The 16,506-nt window shown below is 44.8% G+C and carries 18 protein-coding genes; 14 read left to right on the forward strand and 4 right to left on the reverse strand.

What is annotated here, in order from left to right:
- Positions 1–50: 50 nt before the first annotated feature.
- The gene (gene def, locus ACX1N5_RS14455; protein WP_004749180.1) at positions 51–581 is read right to left on the reverse strand and encodes a peptide deformylase; all 531 of its coding nucleotides are present in this window, start codon (positions 579–581) and stop codon (positions 51–53) included.
- A 120-nt stretch (positions 582–701) separates the two neighbouring features.
- Between def and ACX1N5_RS14460 the strand changes: the two genes are divergently transcribed.
- Genes ACX1N5_RS14460 through ACX1N5_RS14470 form a run of 3 tightly spaced genes read left to right on the forward strand, consistent with a single transcriptional unit; the run spans position 702 to position 3,590 of the window.
- On the forward strand, positions 702–1,847 hold the full coding sequence (locus ACX1N5_RS14460) for a LysM peptidoglycan-binding domain-containing protein (protein WP_458803209.1): 1,146 nt from the start codon (positions 702–704) through the stop codon (positions 1,845–1,847).
- A 9-nt stretch (positions 1,848–1,856) separates the two neighbouring features.
- Complete coding sequence (gene dprA / locus ACX1N5_RS14465) at positions 1,857–2,999, forward strand: DNA-processing protein DprA (protein WP_131382372.1); 1,143 nt, start codon at positions 1,857–1,859, stop codon at positions 2,997–2,999.
- A 21-nt stretch (positions 3,000–3,020) separates the two neighbouring features.
- A complete protein-coding gene (locus tag ACX1N5_RS14470; RefSeq protein WP_004749184.1) occupies positions 3,021–3,590 on the forward strand; it encodes an L-threonylcarbamoyladenylate synthase in 570 nt (189 codons plus the stop codon).
- Positions 3,591–3,967: 377 nt separating this feature from the next.
- Here the strand turns inward: ACX1N5_RS14470 and ACX1N5_RS14475 are convergent, their stop codons facing one another.
- Positions 3,968–4,462: a disulfide bond formation protein B gene (locus tag ACX1N5_RS14475; protein WP_131382373.1), complete on the reverse strand. Its 495-nt coding sequence runs from the start codon at positions 4,460–4,462 to the stop codon at positions 3,968–3,970.
- Between the two features lie 21 nt (positions 4,463–4,483).
- On the reverse strand, positions 4,484–6,061 hold the full coding sequence (gene gshA, locus ACX1N5_RS14480) for a glutamate--cysteine ligase (protein WP_131382374.1): 1,578 nt from the start codon (positions 6,059–6,061) through the stop codon (positions 4,484–4,486).
- 529 nt (positions 6,062–6,590) lie between these two features.
- On the opposite strand from gshA, the gene ACX1N5_RS14485 reads away from it, so the two are divergent.
- The 10 genes from ACX1N5_RS14485 to ahr all read left to right on the forward strand — a co-directional run bounded on the left by ACX1N5_RS14485 (position 6,591) and on the right by ahr (position 14,634).
- Positions 6,591–7,133 (forward strand): CC0125/CC1285 family lipoprotein, encoded by a 543-nt coding sequence (locus tag ACX1N5_RS14485; RefSeq protein ID WP_458803212.1) that lies wholly within the window; start codon positions 6,591–6,593, stop codon positions 7,131–7,133.
- A gap of 21 nt (positions 7,134–7,154) precedes the next feature.
- On the forward strand, positions 7,155–8,462 hold the full coding sequence (locus ACX1N5_RS14490; RefSeq protein WP_458803214.1) for a DUF445 domain-containing protein: 1,308 nt from the start codon (positions 7,155–7,157) through the stop codon (positions 8,460–8,462).
- Between the two features lie 24 nt (positions 8,463–8,486).
- Positions 8,487–9,644 (forward strand): methionine aminotransferase, encoded by a 1,158-nt coding sequence (locus ACX1N5_RS14495; protein WP_131382376.1) that lies wholly within the window; start codon positions 8,487–8,489, stop codon positions 9,642–9,644.
- A gap of 227 nt (positions 9,645–9,871) precedes the next feature.
- The gene (locus tag ACX1N5_RS14500) at positions 9,872–10,624 is read left to right on the forward strand and encodes a dienelactone hydrolase family protein (RefSeq protein WP_004749192.1); all 753 of its coding nucleotides are present in this window, start codon (positions 9,872–9,874) and stop codon (positions 10,622–10,624) included.
- 27 nt (positions 10,625–10,651) lie between these two features.
- On the forward strand, positions 10,652–11,023 hold the full coding sequence (locus ACX1N5_RS14505; RefSeq protein WP_116731513.1) for an HIT family protein: 372 nt from the start codon (positions 10,652–10,654) through the stop codon (positions 11,021–11,023).
- A gap of 100 nt (positions 11,024–11,123) precedes the next feature.
- Positions 11,124–12,152 (forward strand): A/G-specific adenine glycosylase, encoded by a 1,029-nt coding sequence (mutY, locus tag ACX1N5_RS14510; RefSeq protein ID WP_458803216.1) that lies wholly within the window; start codon positions 11,124–11,126, stop codon positions 12,150–12,152.
- A 51-nt stretch (positions 12,153–12,203) separates the two neighbouring features.
- On the forward strand, positions 12,204–12,737 hold the full coding sequence (locus tag ACX1N5_RS14515) for a M23 family metallopeptidase (protein ID WP_458803218.1): 534 nt from the start codon (positions 12,204–12,206) through the stop codon (positions 12,735–12,737).
- A gap of 13 nt (positions 12,738–12,750) precedes the next feature.
- On the forward strand, positions 12,751–12,996 hold the full coding sequence (locus tag ACX1N5_RS14520) for a hypothetical protein (RefSeq protein WP_004749196.1): 246 nt from the start codon (positions 12,751–12,753) through the stop codon (positions 12,994–12,996).
- Positions 12,997–13,026: 30 nt separating this feature from the next.
- Positions 13,027–13,581 carry a DNA-3-methyladenine glycosylase I gene (locus ACX1N5_RS14525; protein ID WP_458803220.1) on the forward strand — a complete coding sequence of 185 codons (555 nt, stop codon included), beginning with the start codon at positions 13,027–13,029 and terminating at the stop codon, positions 13,579–13,581.
- Positions 13,582–13,608: 27 nt separating this feature from the next.
- The gene (ahr, locus tag ACX1N5_RS14530; protein WP_458803222.1) at positions 13,609–14,634 is read left to right on the forward strand and encodes an NADPH-dependent aldehyde reductase Ahr; all 1,026 of its coding nucleotides are present in this window, start codon (positions 13,609–13,611) and stop codon (positions 14,632–14,634) included.
- A gap of 47 nt (positions 14,635–14,681) precedes the next feature.
- Here ahr and ACX1N5_RS14535 read toward each other — a convergent pair whose 3' ends face one another.
- Entirely contained in the window at positions 14,682–15,581 is a 900-nt protein-coding gene (locus tag ACX1N5_RS14535; protein WP_458803224.1) for a LysR substrate-binding domain-containing protein, read from the reverse strand.
- A gap of 111 nt (positions 15,582–15,692) precedes the next feature.
- Here ACX1N5_RS14535 and dkgB point away from each other — a divergent pair, with 111 nt between their 5' ends.
- Entirely contained in the window at positions 15,693–16,496 is an 804-nt protein-coding gene (gene dkgB / locus ACX1N5_RS14540) for a 2,5-didehydrogluconate reductase DkgB (RefSeq protein ID WP_458803226.1), read from the forward strand.
- Positions 16,497–16,506 lie beyond the last annotated feature (10 nt).

Genomic DNA, 16,506 nt, shown 5'->3' on the forward strand with positions numbered 1-16,506 from the left:
ATTTTTTTATTTGCGCACTAAAAATTATCTATTTTAGCGCACAGATTAAATTAGCGTTTTACTGCAACTTTTTCACGCTCACGGCTACGCACAAGCTTTTCAACTTTTTCACGAGCACGCTGACGTTTTAAAGGTGAAAGATAGTCTACAAATAATTTGCCATCGAGATGATCCATTTCATGCTGGATACAAACCGCAAGTAAACCATCAGCTTCTATTTCAATTTTTTCGCCATCAAGGTTTAACGCCTCTATTTTGACGCGTGACGGACGTTCAACTTTATCGTATATTTGAGGAACTGATAGGCAGCCCTCTTCATAAGGCTGTATTTCTTCAGTTAATGGTGTGACTTTAGGATTAATAAAGACTAAAGGCTGATCTTTATCTTCAGATAAATCCATGACGATCAACTGAATATGACGGTCAACTTGAGTTGCAGCCAAACCTATGCCAGGAGCATGATACATCGTTTCAAACATATCTGCGGCAAGCTGACGAATTTCATCAGTAACTTCTTCAACAGGTTGTGCAATGGTACGCAGACGTGGGTCTGGGAAATTTAAAATGGGTAATAAGGCCATATGCCCTCCTCACAAATACCATTTATTTAACGGCCCTATGAAGAGCATGCTTCATAGAAAAATGTTAAGTAAGTTGGTTATTATAACGCAATTACAAATATCCATTTAGGAATTATGATAATGAAAAAGGTTTTACAGGGGACTACCTTGGGGTTTAAAAAACATGTTCTTGCAGTTGCTTTGGGTCTAGGTTTGGGTCTCGGCAGTCTTTCGATGGTCCATGCCGCATCACCTAATGTTGCACCTCTAACTTTAAAAACCAGCGCACCACACGTTTATGTTGTACGTAAAGGCGATACGCTTTGGGATATTGCAGGTAAATTTCTCAAAAAACCTTGGCGCTGGCCTGAAATTTGGGCACATAACCGTCATGTGAAGAACCCACACTGGATCTATCCAGGTGACCGTTTGTTATTGTGTTCTTTTCATGGCAAGCCTTTGGTAGGTAAAGATGAAGGTGATGGTTGTGCAGGGATTATTCGTCGCCATATGGGCAGCATCAACCTAAAACCACAGGTTCGTGTTGAATCTTTAAATGATGCCATTCCTGTGGTTCGTCTCAGCGACATTGACGTCTGGTTATATCGTGCCAATATTGTTGCACCTGAATCACTCACCAATACACCATATATTGTCGGTGCTGCCGATAACCGCTTGCTGGGTGGTAGTGGGCAAAAGATTTATGCTCGTGGCAATGGTTTAGCAGTCGGTCAGAATTATGGCATCTACCGCCAAACTCAACCTTATCTATTTAAGGATGCTCAGGGTAAAGAATATAACGCGGGTATCGAGCTTATTCAGGTTGCAAGTGCCGTATCGACTGCCGAAAACAATAATGGTGACCTGACGACTTTAGAAGTGACTAAAAGCTTCAATCAGGAAATCCGTCGTGGTGATTTTGTCTTGCCTGAATACCAAAATGACTTGCCTTCAATTTTCTACCCAACGAGCAAAAATGAAGTGACTGGAAATGGTCAAATTGTTCGGGTGCTTGGTTCAATTGGTCAAGCAGCAAAACGTAGTGTTGTGACGATTGACCGTGGCTTGCTAGATGGTGCAAAAACTGGACAGGTGTTTAGTGTTTACCAACAAGGTGAAGTGATTAAAGACGTCAAAACAGGACAACTCGTGACTTTGCCACAAGAAGAAATTGGCACAATCATGATTTTCAAAACATTTGACCATTTAAGTTATGCTTATGTGTTAGAGAGCAGCCTACCGATTAAAGTGGGTGCATCAATCCAAGCACCTTCAATGTCAGACTAAGGGTGTTTTATGCTGAACCAGATCAGCAAGTCTCAACTCGACAGTCTTCGCTTGTGGTATTTGGTTCAGCATTCTTTATCGAGTTACCAGCAACTGATTCACTTCTTTGGAAGTGCGGAACAGGCAACTACACCTACAAATTTGCAGCAATGGTCAAAACTCAGGCTACATAAAAATCATGTTCAACGCGCCGAGCAGTTTCAACAGGCGAGTGAACAAAAGAATTTCCAGAGCATGCTCGATTGTTTAGTACAGCATTGCGATTTTATTTGTCTCGCTGAAGACAGCAATTATCCGACACAGCTACGACCTTATGCAGATAAACCTCCCATTTTGTTTGGGCAAGGTAATCTTTTTAATTTAAGCCAGCCGCAAATTGCAATTGTGGGTAGCCGTAAAGCCAGCCCACATGGCTTACAGATCAGTTATGATTTTGCGTATTATTTGGCAGAAAAAGGCTTTTTTATTACCAGTGGCTTGGCTCAGGGAATTGATCAGGCAGCACATGTTGCAGGTATTAAGCATCAAAAAACCATTGCAGTCATGGCAACAGGTATTGAACAGACTTATCCTGCTGCCCATGTACAGCTCCGTCAGCAAATTGTGGCTGAAGGTGGCTGCGTGATTACTGAATTTTTACCCTTTACCAAACCGTTACAGCACAATTTTCCTCGACGTAACCGTATCGTCAGTGGTTTAAGTTTAGGTGTTTTGGTCGCTGAAGCAGCGCTAGAAAGTGGTTCCTTGATTACGGCCAAACTGGCAGCAGAACAAGGCAAACAGATTTTTGCTATTCCTGGGCATATTTATAGTGAATACCATCGGGGGTGCCACCAACTAATTCGCGAAGGCGCAACCTTGGTAGATCATCCTGAACAGATCATTGAAGATTTGGCATTACCAACCCAATGGCAAATTCAGCAGCAAGATAATCCCACTGCAGCAACATCGGATATTCCCGAACATTTACAGACCTTATATCAGCAACTCGACTGGGTTGGGCAGGATCTAGACACGCTTGCAAGCAAGTTCACCATGACGATTGATGAACTTACCGCACAACTGATGGAATTGGAACTTTTAGGCTTGTGCTTACAACAGGCAGGGCGTTATAGTCGTTGCCGTGCAGCAACTGCACCCTGCTTTTCTTAATTCTCCATAGAGCGTAAAAACATGATCACCTATTCAGTGGAACATGCCGCCGAGCTTTTGCAGCACGGTCAAGTGTTAGCTTATCCAACTGAAGCCGTTTGGGGTTTAGGTTGTGATCCGATGAATCAGCAAGCATTTCAGAAAATTTTAGCCCTGAAACAGCGCCCAATTGAAAAAGGTGTCATTTTGCTTGCCAGTGATGTTGAACAGGTTGAAGCCTTACTCGCACCGCTTGATCAAACTCGTCAACAAGAGATTATTGCGAGCTGGCATAATCGCCAAGCCCATGAGCGTGGTTTGACTTGGCTTCTTCCCAATCAGACAGCGATTCCTGAATGGATTACAGGTCAGCATCCACGGGTTGCAGTTCGGGTTACCAACCATCCTCTCTGTCAGCAACTATGCCGAGCTTTTGGCAGTTTCATTGTATCGACCAGTGCCAACCCCGCAGGTCTGGATCCTGCATGCAATCTAGAGCAGGCTCAAGCCTATTTTGCAGATCAGCTCGATTATCTGGATGGTGAACTTGGGCAAAGCCCTTTACCCAGCCGAATCATTGATGCAGTCACTGGGCAAGTCATTCGTGATTAAGTGTTTTTTTAAATTAAAACAGTTAGGCAAAAAAAAGCTCAGCCAGAAAGTAAGAGGCTGAGCGTATAAAACTGTGATGTTTACACATCTATAGGGTTTCAACTAAAAATCATATGATCTTTGTCTGATAACGTTACTAATTATGACGAAAACATAGTTATTTTAACAATAGTTTTTATGTCTAAGTTGACTAATTTAGTCAGAATAGTTTTCCTCATAGAATATCCTCCAAATGAGCCATGCTTTTTTATAAAAATAGATCCCTGATTCCACTTTTATTTTTAATGAAATTATTGTGCATTTGGTATAAAAAACGACCAAAATAAATTGATCGTTTTTTATACAGATTGGTATTTTTATGGCGAAATTTAGCTGAATTAGTGATAACGGCGCAGCATTTGCCAGATACACACAAGAAGCAAAATCGCAAAAAACACACAAGACCATACAGATAAAGGCTGGCCCAAGAATGTCCAATCAATTTTGGCACATTCGCCCGAACCCGTCAGCACTTCAGCAAATACTTCTTTCAAGGGTAAAACATCAATCAGATAATTTAAACCTGGCCCACAACTCGGCACTTGGTCAGGTGGTAAATGCTGTAGCCAAATTTGGCGCGCGGCAACCCCTGCTGACCATGCCATACCCAATCCAGCAAGGAAGGCATACGCGCGCTTTAATTTATCCGAGACTGGATTGTGAATCAGGGCAAGCAATGCGACAAGTCCCATCGCAATCAGCCCAAGACGCTGAAAAATACACAGTGGACATGGCTGTAAACCTTTGACATGTTCGAGATACAGCGCAAATGACATGCCAATAATACTGATCAATACCAACAAGGCATTGACAAGACGATAACTCAAGCGCAAATGCTTTCCCCTTATTCTGTTTTAGCGAAAGTTCGCCAGATATTCTTTAAATGTGGGCTGTGATGTCTGTTCAAGCTGTTGTTGTTGCTGCAATGAAGCGTCAACCAAATCCTGAAAATAATCCTGTGTATCATCAGACAAGCGATGCTGTTGATAAGCTTGAGTATGTATTTCAGCCAACTGGCTTCCCAAACGCCATGTTCCACCTGCTTGCAGCATGTCATCAATAACCTGTGCTGAAAGCGTGGTTTTGGGATCATCAATTCGCTGTTGCATCACGGTCAAAGCATCGACATAAATCGTGGTCAATTCAATTTGATCCAGCACTGTTGCAACAGGACGCATCGCATCTAGATGCAACTGTAACCAGTCGGCAATAGCATAACTTGCAGTTAAAGTTTGAATAGTGGCATTTTCAGCACGCCCACGTTCCACAACTTCTGCTTGATTTTTCTCAATTAACTCCTGCTCTGCAACAGAGATTTCAGGGCTATCTTGTAACAAACAGTACAATGCCAGACTTTCTAAAAACCCTGCGCTATTGGTCTCGATACCAATCGGGCTATAGGGGTTAACATCGACCGCGCGTAGCTCAATATAAGCTACGCCACGTTTTGCCAAAGCTTCAGATGGTGTTTCGTTACCCTGCGGAACTTGTTTCGGACGCACCAAACTGTAGTATTCATTTTCAATTTGCAAGATATGATCATTGATCTGAATCGGCTCACCCTGTTCATCATCTAGCCCGAGCTGGCTAAAGGCAGGATAAGGCGTTTTCACCGCAGCTTGTAACCCTTGCAAGTAGCCTTGTAAATTGTTGTAGTGAATACCCAGTTGTTTTTGTGCCGAATTCTGATAACCATGTCGTCCCATACGCAACGCTGTTGCATATGGCAAATACAAGGTACCGCCCACCAATGGTTGTAGTTTATGTTCACGCCCAATCAAAAAGGTCTTACAGACTGCGGGGCTTGCCCCAAGCAGATACATCACCATCGGTGTCAGGCGGATAAAATTACGAATCAAGCCAAAGTAACGATGGCTACGATAATCTTGCAGGCTTAGGGCTTTGAGCTCTGGGTCTGGTTCATGCTGTTGTAAACGTTCAAACAATTGGTCTGGAAACGAAATATTGTAATGTACCCCAGCGATGGTCTGCATACGGCGCCCATAACGCACTCCCAGACCTTTACGATACAAGGTCTTAAAACGTCCAATGTTGGATGAACCATATTCTGCCAGTGGGATTTGCTCTTCATCCTGATCCAGCATACATGGCATCGACATGGGCCAAAGTTTTTCGCCTTCTGGCAAATGCTGGTTAGCGACATGATGAATATTGCTTAAATAGTTCAGGGTGTCGGCAATATTTGGCTGGGGCGGTGTAATGAATTCTAATAAGGCTTCAGAATAATCCGTGGTGATGTGCGGATGGGTTAAGGCAGAGCCTAAAGCAACGGGATGTGGCTGTTGTGACAAATAACCATCGGGCTGCATGCGTAAAGTTTCACGTTCAATACCGCGCAACATTCCTGTGACTACAGATGCGTCTACCCAAGTTGGCACAATAGTTTGAGAAACGGCGTTGGGTTGACTCATGTTCTTCACTCACTCGAATTGAAATTATCATCTAGATCAAATGGACAAATTATACTGATTATCATGACAGTAGGTATCAAATAATGATAATGGGCTGTTGCCACGCAAAATTGTAACCATAAACTGCCATGAGCATGCATGAAAAATGTGAATTGCATTGAAAAATAATTGCAAAACGATGCTCAATACAGGGCAAAAGTGAAAATAGCCAATGACTTGCCCGCGCATCGCAGGTTCATACTGCAAATCTTTTATTTCAGACCAATGGTAATCACCTCAGAAATAAATAGATAAAACAATATCTTAAATTTTATATCCTTTTATTTATCCCTTGCTTATTCATCGTCAATCCACAATCATGATTAAAAATCATGTTGTTTGATAACAACAAAATCTCAATTGATTCTTCCAAGCATGACCTTCATGGTAATGGATATAGGGTCGCTACAGCAGAACGACAAGTCGCATTTTTATAATGCATTGATGATCAACGATTTTTAATAAAATGTCTCGATTTTGGAGCAGCCATATGAACAAATTGATTCCATGTCTGAGCTTGAGTCTCGCACTCGGTCTGTCCGCCTGTAGTACTCTGCCCAGCAAGCCCCGCACATTTGACCAGTTGGGACAATTTTCCAGTTATCCACTCAACAACCAGACTTATCGCATTGGTTTCAAAGCCAAGTCCGATTTAAGTTATGGTACGGCTGAAGAAATTACTCTGGTCAAAGCCGCACAAACTACTGTCAAAAATGGTTTCCACTACTTTAAAGTGCTGAATGACCCAAGTAACCGCACGCAACAACCACCGCGTAAAGCAGTCGTGTATCCTGACCCAATGTTCTACCCGTATAGTTTCCGCCATCCTGGATTTTATGACCCGTGGTACAACATGCCACAAGTCGTCACCATTGACCCTGTTGAAGTGTCCTATACAATTGAATGCTATAAAGATCAGAAAAATACCCCGAGCGATGCCTTTGATGCCTTTCTGATTTTAAAATCAATCGGGCAAAAATATGGCGTCAGCAGCAATGGTGATGTTCTCTTGCCTGCGACACCTCCTCATTAATGTGACCTGTTAGGAATCTACATGAGTCTGACCACTCAAACCACCTCAACCAATTTACAACGCAGTAAACGCTTTGCCAGTATCGCCTTAATCATAGCTGTACTGGCATGGTTGGCACTCATGCTCTTGGCGAAGTTTCTACCCAATGATGTATGGCTCATTCATATTCTGATGCTATCAGCAGAAGCAGGTGTGGTGGGTGGTTTAGCAGACTGGTATGCAATTACGGTATTGTTCCGTAATCCTTTCGGCAAAATGCCGATTCCGCGTTTCCTGCTCGATCACACCGAAATTATTCCACGTAACAAAGCCCGCATTGCCGAGTCGATGGGGCGTTTTGTGCAGGAAAACTTTTTATCACCTGAAGTGGTTGAGCGTAGCCTGAAACAAACCGATTTGAGTCTGAGTGTTGGGCGCTGGCTTGCTAACCCTCAAAATAATGCTCAGGTTACTCAGCTTATGCAGCAAAGCCTGCCACAGATACTGGACTTTGTTGGACAGGAGCAAATTGCTGGGTTTATTCAAAGTAACAGTGTGCAATGGGTACGTAATACCCAAATCAACAGTTTAGCCAGCGAAATGTTGCGTGCCGTTTTGGACAATGACTTTCATCAGGATTTACTTCAACGAGGTCTGGATTTGGCACACGACTGGGTCACCTTCCACCCTGAACAAACCCGTGAACTGACCCAGCGGATTTTTCAGGAACTGGGCGTATGGAAGATTGCCAAAGGCTTTCACTGGATCGGGATTGATATGCAGCAACGCATGATTGACAGTCTGATTGGGAAAGTCGAAGCCATGTTGGCAGACCCTGAGCACCCGTGGCGACAGTATATTGAAAATTATGCACAAACCCTGATGTTAGAACTGCGTGATCCCGACAGTGAAGCCAGTCTGCGCCTGAATACCACCAAAAACGCCCTGCTCGACAGCCCGCAAATGCTGAATTTTATCAGCGGTGCGGTGGTGATTTTATGCAATGCGATCAAACAGGACTTACAAAAAGAACCATCAGGCATTGCACAAAACCTGCGGGCGGCGATTGAACTGGTCGGGCAAAACCTGATGGAAAATGACAAGGTTCGTGAAATTCTTAACCAGCGTCTGAGCCAGTTGGCAATTCAAATCAGTGATCAATACAGTAACAAAGTCATCCTTTTTATTAGCCAGCGTATTCATGAATGGGATTCTTCGGAAATGATTGGCAAAATCGAAAATGAGGTTGGTGGTGATTTGCATATGATTCGGGTCAACGGCGTGATCGTTGGCGCATTTATTGGGTTATGCTTGGGAATGATTCGCGCAGCGATTGAATACCTGATTTAAATCAAAAATTAGAGAAAAACCTTCATGTTGTCATTCCCGTCCAAACTCCCTACTCAGGGCGTCACCATCTTTAGTCAAATGTCGGCACTCGCACAGCGCCTGAATGCGCTCAATCTGTCACAGGGTTTCCCTGACTTTGCAGCCCCTGAAGCACTGCTCGATTGTCTGGTTGAGGCAACACGACAGGGCTTTAACCAATACGCCGCAGGTGATGGCTGGTTGCCACTACGTGAACAGGTGGCGCAGCAGTTTGCACAACGTGATCAGTTGCAACTCGATATCACACAAGAAATTACCATTACTTCTGGCGCAACCATTGCATTGTACTGTGCCATTCAGGCATTGATTCATGCAGGTGATGAAGTGATTATTTTTGATCCGAGCTATGATAGCTACGCGCCTGCGGTAGAACTGGCACAAGGCGTGAGTGTACGGATTCCCCTGCTTACACCTGATTTTCAGGTGGACTGGCAACGCGTCAAAGACAGTATTAACTCACGTACCCGCATGATCATTATCAACACACCGCATAATCCAAGCGGAGCGATTTGGTCAAAACAGGACTGGCTAACCCTGATTGAATTGATCGAAGCACACAATATTGTCGTGCTCTCCGATGAAGTCTATGAACACCTGATTTATGACGGGCAGCGCCATTACTCGGCATTGTCGTTTCCCGAATTACGCCAGCGTAGTCTTGTGGTCGGCTCGTTTGGCAAGACTTTTCATGTCACAGGCTGGAAAACCGGTTACTGTGTGGCTGCACCTGAGCTGATGCATCTGTTTCGGCAGGTATACCAATTTGCTAGCTTCTGCGGCAATACCCCGTGCCAAGTGGCACTCAGCCAATTTATGCAGCAGCATCCGGAACATATTCAGCAGCTCGCCAGTTTTTATCAGCAAAAACGTGATCAGTTTAATGTCGGGCTGGCTCAGTCCAAGTTTATTTTTACACCGACTCAAGGCACATATTTTCAAAATGTTGACTATAGTCAGATTCGACCTGATCTGAACGATGTTGAGATGTGTCAGTGGCTCGCCGAACAGCATAAAGTGGTCGCTATCCCAATTTCGGTCTTTTATGCACAGCCACCAAAAAACTTGCGTTTACTACGCTTTTGCTTTGCAAAAACAGAGCAAACCCTTGCCCAAGCCTGCGAAATTCTTGCACAAGTCAGCTAAGTAAATCTGATACCTGCCTGCACTCGCCAAATCTGGTGCAGGTATGGTCACAACCATTATTTAACAAACTGATTCAAAATAAATAATTTAAATTTATCTATGTTATAAATATGGTAATTTTCAACAAATATGTAGATTTTTCACACAATAACAAAAATTCTATGCTTTAATCAAAATTGATTCAGTATATTAAATCAGACTTCTTCATCATAAGGATTGTGCCCACCATGAGCACCATAATTACTCGCGAAATTCAATATACCGCGCCAGATGGTAAAAATTTAGTTGGTTTTTTTGCAGCACCGCAAAGTGATACCCCAGTTGCAGCGATTCTGGTCGCGCCTGAATGGTGGGGGCGTAATGAATATGTGATTCAACGGGCGAAACAACTGGCTGAACATGGCTATGCGGCATTTGCTATCGACATGTATGGTGATAAGCAAACCACAGAACAAGCCAGTCAAGCCAACACCTGGATGATGGAAACTTTCCAGCAACCGAATACGATTGTTGAGCGTGTGACTGCGGCGCTGAGTACATTGGCAGCACAACCTGAAGTAGATGCGGCTCGCCTAGGTGCAATCGGTTTCTGCTTTGGTGGAAAAGTGGTTTTGGACTTGGCGCGCTCTGGTGCAGACATCAAAGCTGTTGCCACGTTCCACGGTAACTTGTCGACCGCTGCTCCTGCTGAAAAAGGCAAAATTAAAGCAGAAATCTTAGTGTTACACGGTGAACTCGACAGCATGGTCACACTCGACAATGTCGAGAGCTTCAAGCAGGAAATGCAGGCTGCCGAGGTTAAGCATGAGGTGATTATTTTAGCCAATGCCAAACATGGTTTTAGTAATCCACTTGCGGATGTACGTGCCAAAGCCAATGGCGTTGACCTTGGCTACAATGCGCAAGCCGAACGTGCAGGATTAGATGCGATGTATCAACTACTCGCACGCGACTTGCAGCCTAAACCCGATTTTCTTTGATTGCTGTTGATTAAGTAGGAGGCCACCATGACTGAGCACTGTGCTTATTGCGATTTTGATGACTATGATGTGATTGCCAAAAATGATTTTGGTGCGATTTTCCCAGAGCCTCACCCTTTGTCTGAAGGGCACATGGTGATTGTACCGCTACGCCATGTCAGTTCGTTTTTTGATGTAACGGATAAAGAACGCAAAAGCTTGCTGTCACTACTTGAACAGGCACGCAATGAGCTAGAACTTCGCTATCATCCCGAGGGTTATCACATCGGGTTTAATGATGGTAATGTCTTTGACGAAGTTTCACAGCACTTACATATCCACGTGATTCCACGTTACAAAGGGCAGCAGCTCAAGCTTGATGAGCGTTGGGGAATTCTGCAGCCGTCTGATGTAAAATAACTGGCTTTCTCCAAGCAGTGAAGATCTCTCAGCATATCTTCACTGCCTTTTTTATGTGTGCTTGACGTATACTACCTCGCGGTTCTGAGGTGCTATGTTCATGTCTGATTTTTCGTTTTCCGATGCTTTACTCACTTGGTTCGACCAACATGGTCGGCATGATTTGCCGTGGCAAATTGCCGATGATCCCTATAAAGTCTGGGTCTCAGAAATCATGTTGCAACAAACCCAAGTAAAAACCGTGTTGCAATATTTTGATCGTTTTATTCAGCGTTTCCCAACGGTTAAAGCGCTTGCTCAGGTCAGCTGGGATGAGGTTGCACCTTACTGGGCAGGCTTGGGTTATTACGCTCGCGCACGCAACTTGCATAAAGCCGCCCAAATCGTCGCAGCGCAAGCAGATTTCCCCCAGACGTTAGAAGGCTGGATGGCACTTCCCGGCATTGGGCGCTCTACCGCAGGTGCAATGATGTCTTTGGGTCTACGCCAGTACGGCGTGATTATGGATGGCAATGTCAAACGCGTGTTGGCACGTTTTTTTGCCATAGAAGAGGACTTAAGCAAACCTGTACATGAACGTGAGATGTGGGCACGTGCCGAGCAGCTTTGTCCCACAGAACGTAACCACGACTATACCCAAGCGATTATGGATTTGGGGGCAACCATTTGCACCCCGAAAAAACCGCTGTGTCTGTACTGCCCAATGCAGCAGCATTGCCAAGCGCATCAGCAAGGTATTGAAACAGAACTGCCTTTCAAGAAAGCCAAAAAACCTGTGCCTGTGAAACAAGCCGAAGTGCTGTTGCTGCGCCATCAAGATCTGTGGTTGTGGCAACAGCGCCCTACCCTAGGATTATGGGGAGGCTTGTATTGCCTACCGATTTTTGCAGAGCCAAATGAACTGGAACAACAACGCAACATACTGGGCTTAGCCAGCACCCAATACCTGACTCAAATTCGTCATAGCTTTACCCATTTCACTTGGGAGCTGAATGTACAACAAATTATGGTTGACAGCGATGAGATGGAACATCTACAAATAGAACTTGGCGGTGAATGGCTCACCCCGCAACAGGCAATTGACCGAGGCATTCCAACAGCCATGAAAAAACTGATTCAAAGCGTTTAAACAAATCTACGGCATGCTGTTGGAAAATACTGATTCAAAGGACACTGTATTTTGCGTTTTCTTTCACATGCTGTTTTAATTTTAACGGTCATCGTTTTGGCTGCATGTAGTTCAACTCCCAAAAAAACTACACCACTGCCCAGCCAGCAAGTCAGCCGCCTCAAAGCAATGCGATTAGGTTTTCATCTCCCCATTCCTGTCAAAGGCATTAAAGCAGATCAGCTCACTGATACATGGGGTGCTTCACGCAGTGCGGGACGCCGGCATGAAGGAATTGATATACTGGCACCTCGCGACAGCAAAGTAACCAGTGCCACCGAAGGTCTGATTGCTAGCCTACAAAGCAATACGCTCGGCGGCAATGTGATCTGGATTTTAGGGCCTGCGGGGTCTTGGCATTATTATGCCCATCTGGAAAAATCTAAACGTGGCTTGAAAGTCGGAGATTATGTGCATACTGGTGACCTGATTGGCTATGTCGGCAACAGTGGCAATGCACAGCATACCGTCACCCATTTACACTATGGGATTTATCTGGATGGAAAAGGTCGCGGTGCCGTCAATCCATTCCCCTATTTACGTTAGGAAGTCTTGTTTCATGTCTGAAGCCCTCATACAACGTCTGGTTGAATTTGCCGAATCGGGCAATCAACAAAAAATCCAGCTGCACGGTCAGTGCTATCAGGGCTGGATCATGGAAATTGCAGAAAATGGTCTACTGATTAGCACGGGTTATAATGATAAGGTCGGTAAAGATGTGTGGCTGTCTCTGGAAGATTTACAACAAGCCGAACTATTCTACTGGGACACAAAAAATGATCAGTGGACAAGCTTCTCCCTTTAAATTTAAAAAATAACAATCAGGAATTTTGTCATGTCACTACAACGCTGCCGCTGGTGTTCTGATGATCCACTGTATATCGACTACCACGATCAGGAATGGGGCAAACCTTTATATGACGAAGCACAACTATTTGAATTGCTTTGTCTTGAAGGTCAGCAGGCAGGGTTGTCCTGGATTACAGTACTGAAAAAACGCGACTGTTACCGCCAGCATTTTTTTCAGTATTCAATCCAAGAGATTGCTGAACTCTCCGATACTGACTTGGAACAAAAACTGCAAGATGCAGGTTTAATTCGCCACATCGGCAAGCTCAATGCTATCCGTGCCAATGCACAGGCATGGCTTGCCTTAAAACAGGACATAGGCGATGTGGTGACATGGTTATGGCAGTTTGTCGCTGCCAAACCCATCAATAATATGGTGCCGAATTATCGTCAAGCCCCTGCACAAACTGAAATTAGCCAGAAACTCTCCAAAACTTTAAAAAAGCACGGCTTTAAATTCATTGGAGCGACCACCTGCTATGCGTTCATGCAAGCCTGTGGCATGGTCAACGATCATGAAGATGACTGCTTTTGTAAATAACAATACATCCATAACAAGGAGTGCGTCATGAGTGAAAACCGAATTCGTAGCTATGCAGCATTAACCGCCAAATCAGCTTTAGTTGCATACGAGTTTGATGCGGGCGAACTGCAACCGCATCAGGTCGAAGTCAAAGTGGAATACTGCGGCTTGTGTCACTCCGACCTGTCGATCATTGATAATGATTGGGGAGTTTCCCAATATCCAGTAGTGGCTGGACATGAAGTCATTGGCAAAATTATACGCTTGGGCAGTGAAGCCAAAGGCTTGAAACTGGGACAACGGGTCGGGATTGGCTGGACAGCAGAAACCTGCCAAGCCTGTGACCAATGCCTTGCAGGACAACAAGTGCTGTGTACAGGTGAACATAAAGCCACAATTGTCGGGCATGCAGGCGGTTTCGCCGATAAGGTTCGTGCAGGCTGGCAGTGGGTGATTCCCCTTCCCGATGACCTAGCCCCTGAAAGCGCAGGTCCCTTATTGTGTGGTGGCATCACTGTTTTTGACCCGCTGTTAAAGCATCAGATTCAAGCCATTCACCATGTCGGTGTGATCGGGATTGGTGGTTTGGGGCATATGGCCATCAAACTCCTCAAAGCATGGGGCTGTGAAATTACCGCATTTACCTCAAATCTCGATAAAGCCAAGGAACTCAAAGCTATGGGCGCAGACCATGTGGTCAACAGTCGCGACAGCGCAGCGCTGAAAGCCCAAAAAGGCAAATTTGATTTATTGCTCAGTACTGTCAATGTCACACTTGACTGGACAAGCTATTTGCATACGCTTGCACCGAATGGCAGCGTGCATCTGCTGGGTATTCCACTGGAGCCGATTGCCACACCTGCCAACTTGCTGATTAGCGGTGCCAAATCAATTACAGGCTCACCGACAGGTTCACCTGCGGCATTACGTAGATTGCTCAACTTCGCTGCCCGCAAAAATATTGCCCCACAAATTGAACTGTTCCCGATGTCACAGATTAATGACGCGATTGCCCGCTTGCACTCGGGTCAGGTACGTTACCGCGTGGTACTCAAAGCCGATTTTGACTAATTCACAGTCGTATTTCCTGACAGTGGCAAACCCATCAAAACCGTTTGTCACTGATTGGGAAAACCTTGTGCCAGTTGTTCTGCCAAAAATTCAATCAACAGTCGCACCCGTTTCGGCAAATGCTCTTGCTGATAATACACTGCCTGAATTACCTGCTCTTTAAACACAGTCTGCTCGGTCAAGATCGGAATCAGATCCTGTTTTTTCAAATCCTGATGAATCATAAATTCTGACAAACAGGCAATGCCATTGCCATACAATGCCAGTTTACGAATCGTTTCCCCTGTATTTGCCGTCAAATCAGGACAGATTTTCAGGGCTTGCCCCTGTTTTAAAATTGGCCAGACATTCAGGTGTGGATGCTGACTAAAACCAATCAGTTGATGTTGCAATAAATCATCCACTGACTGCGGACAACCATGTTCAGCCACATAACTAGGGCTAGCAGCCAGATACAAACGGCTACGAATCAAAAATTTGGCATGTAACGAAGAATCATGCAAATTGCCAATCCGAATCGCCACATCGGTTTTTTTCTCCAGTAAATCCACAATCTGATCATTGCTGTTTAGTTCAATCTTAATATGTGGATAGCAACGGCGAAATTGCTGAATCAGGGGCGCCATGACATGCAGCACAAATGAGGTTGCTGCATCAACCCGAATCAAACCTGCAATATCACTGTCAGATTTCAACAGTGCATCTTCCGCCGCTGACAGATCATTTAAAATTTGCCGTGCGCTTTGCAAAAACAACTGCCCTTCCTGCGTCAGTTTTAAACGGCGTGTCGTGCGTTCCAACAGGGTCACACCCAGTTTTTGCTCCAGACGACTCAAGGCGCGGCTAACGCCTGACACGGTTTGTTTCAGCAAATCAGCGGCGGCTCCCAAACTTCCTGTATCCACGACGGCGATAAACACCTGTAACTCTTCGATGCTGGATTTCACCTTTCACCTATTCTTGATAAATCATCAAAAATATTTTGCATATTTGCGTATTTTTCAGCAACAACAAACCAAGCAAAATAGTCAACATCTGAAAATAACTGAGTAGATCCTATGCATATTCCTCGTTTTGGTTTAGGAACATTCCGTCTAAAAGATCAGGTGGTGATTGATTCAGTCAAAACTGCGTTAGAGGTAGGCTATCGTGCTATCGATACTGCCCAGATTTATGACAATGAAGCACAGGTCGGGCAAGCCATTGCTGAAAGTGGCGTAGCGCGTAATGAACTGTTTCTGACCACCAAAATCTGGGTGGATAATTTTAGCCCTGAAAAATTTATTCCAAGTCTGAAAGACAGCTTGCACAAACTGCGTACCGATGCGGTCAACCTGACCTTGATGCACTGGCCAGCACCGAAAATGGGGGTGAATATCACCGAAGTTTTGCAGCTTTTACTCGAGGCCAAACAGCAAGGTCTGACCGAGCAGATCGGAGTTTCCAACTTCAATATTGCCCTGACCCAACAGGCGATTGATGTGATTGGCAAACAGCACATTGCCACCAATCAGGTTGAACTGAGTCCGTATTTGCAAAACAGTAAATTGGGCAGTTTCTTACAGGCTCAAGATGTTGATGTCACGTCTTACATGACTTTGGCCTATGGCAAAGTGCTGCATGATCCTGTGTTAAATGCCATTGCCGCTGAGCATCAGGCATCGAGTGCTCAAGTGGCACTGGCATGGGCATTGCAAAAAGGTTTTGCCATGATTCCTTCTTCAACCCAGCGTGAACACTTGTTGCATAACTTACAGGCACAAGCGTTACAGCTCAGTGCTGAAGAGATGCAGCAAATTGCACAGCTAGAACGTAACGGACGTGAGATCAACCCTGAACAGCTCGCGCCAGCGTGGGATTAAAGGATCACCC

The organism is Acinetobacter sp. ANC 4636 (genome assembly GCF_054454555.1).

Excerpts from the sequence above, each read along its gene's own strand:
- ACX1N5_RS14470 (WP_004749184.1), top strand. The coding sequence starts at position 3,021 with ATGATCACCTATTCAGTGGAACATGCCGCCGAGCTTTTGCAGCACGGT.
- ACX1N5_RS14520 (WP_004749196.1), top strand. The coding sequence starts at position 12,751 with ATGTCTGAAGCCCTCATACAACGTCTGGTTGAATTTGCCGAATCGGGC.
- ACX1N5_RS14495 (WP_131382376.1), top strand. The coding sequence starts at position 8,487 with ATGTTGTCATTCCCGTCCAAACTCCCTACTCAGGGCGTCACCATCTTT.
- ahr (WP_458803222.1), top strand. The coding sequence starts at position 13,609 with ATGAGTGAAAACCGAATTCGTAGCTATGCAGCATTAACCGCCAAATCA.
- ACX1N5_RS14485 (WP_458803212.1), top strand. The coding sequence starts at position 6,591 with ATGAACAAATTGATTCCATGTCTGAGCTTGAGTCTCGCACTCGGTCTG.
- ACX1N5_RS14490 (WP_458803214.1), top strand. The coding sequence starts at position 7,155 with ATGAGTCTGACCACTCAAACCACCTCAACCAATTTACAACGCAGTAAA.
- ACX1N5_RS14460 (WP_458803209.1), top strand. The coding sequence starts at position 702 with ATGAAAAAGGTTTTACAGGGGACTACCTTGGGGTTTAAAAAACATGTT.
- gshA (WP_131382374.1), bottom strand. The coding sequence starts at position 6,061 with ATGAGTCAACCCAACGCCGTTTCTCAAACTATTGTGCCAACTTGGGTA.
- dprA (WP_131382372.1), top strand. The coding sequence starts at position 1,857 with ATGCTGAACCAGATCAGCAAGTCTCAACTCGACAGTCTTCGCTTGTGG.
- mutY (WP_458803216.1), top strand. The coding sequence starts at position 11,124 with ATGTCTGATTTTTCGTTTTCCGATGCTTTACTCACTTGGTTCGACCAA.
- ACX1N5_RS14525 (WP_458803220.1), top strand. The coding sequence starts at position 13,027 with ATGTCACTACAACGCTGCCGCTGGTGTTCTGATGATCCACTGTATATC.
- ACX1N5_RS14500 (WP_004749192.1), top strand. The coding sequence starts at position 9,872 with ATGAGCACCATAATTACTCGCGAAATTCAATATACCGCGCCAGATGGT.
- dkgB (WP_458803226.1), top strand. The coding sequence starts at position 15,693 with ATGCATATTCCTCGTTTTGGTTTAGGAACATTCCGTCTAAAAGATCAG.
- def (WP_004749180.1), bottom strand. The coding sequence starts at position 581 with ATGGCCTTATTACCCATTTTAAATTTCCCAGACCCACGTCTGCGTACC.
- ACX1N5_RS14505 (WP_116731513.1), top strand. The coding sequence starts at position 10,652 with ATGACTGAGCACTGTGCTTATTGCGATTTTGATGACTATGATGTGATT.